The sequence below is a fragment of the Acinetobacter sp. ATCC 27244 genome (assembly GCF_000156555.1).
Classification (GTDB): domain Bacteria; phylum Pseudomonadota; class Gammaproteobacteria; order Pseudomonadales; family Moraxellaceae; genus Acinetobacter; species Acinetobacter haemolyticus.
This window is the reverse complement of sequence record NZ_GG665990.1, coordinates 1-846: the sequence shown is the minus strand read 5'-3', so window position 1 is coordinate 846 and position 846 is coordinate 1. Positions and strand designations below refer to the sequence as shown.

Annotated in this window: 1 pseudogene; it reads left to right on the top strand. The window is 27.9% G+C overall.

From position 1 onward, the window contains the following. Positions 1 to 473: 473 nt before the first annotated feature. A pseudogene (locus HMPREF0023_RS15920) lies at positions 474 to 846 on the top strand (hypothetical protein); the annotation flags it as partial.

Here is an 846-nt window from a genome sequence, read left to right as displayed (position 1 = left end):
TTACAATTATGAAAAAATAATGGGTAATAAGCTCGGAAGTTATTCTTTCATATCAGGTACATCATTACCCTTGATGTAGCAACTCTATTCTTTCCAATTATGGTAAGGTCAACACCTAATCAAATAAAAATAATTAAAAGAATAAAACAATTAAAAACAAATACTTAAAGACAATTAACTCCGTAGTGAGTCACAATAATCAATAGAATTAAAAAAATCACCTCCAATCACAAATAATATTTTTATATAAATATCAATGTGATATGTGTCTTCATGGTTTCACAATTATTTATTTGACTATTGGATGCACTACAAAAGACTACAAACATTCTCAAACTTTATACTTAAAAATTATCTTACTTCCCATCTTAAATTTGAGCATTTATGACAATAAAACCTTATTTATTAAAACCTTAAAATAATTATTAAGGTATAATTATTTTAACCATAACTACTATTTTTTGAGTTTCACAATGTCTGAAATTGATTTTTATAAAAGATTGAACAGATTAGAGAAAAGACGAAAAGGTACTGACCTTACATACAATGCTTTTGATAGTGTAACAGCAGGCGTAACTTCATTTAATGAGTTTGATGAATTAAAACGTACAATAGAAAAATGGCAGATTGTATCAGACAAACCATCTATCCGTTATGCAGTAGGAGCAATGCAAGAAGTTAGTAAACGTTACACAGAAATCAGTATTGAAACTGCTAAAAGAATTGAAAAACAATTAGAGCCTAGGCTACTAAATAATCATAACATTGTCACAGAATACAGATTACAAGGGTCAGTTCCCCTAAATATTCATATCAAAGGTGTAAGTGATGTTGATTTACTTGTAC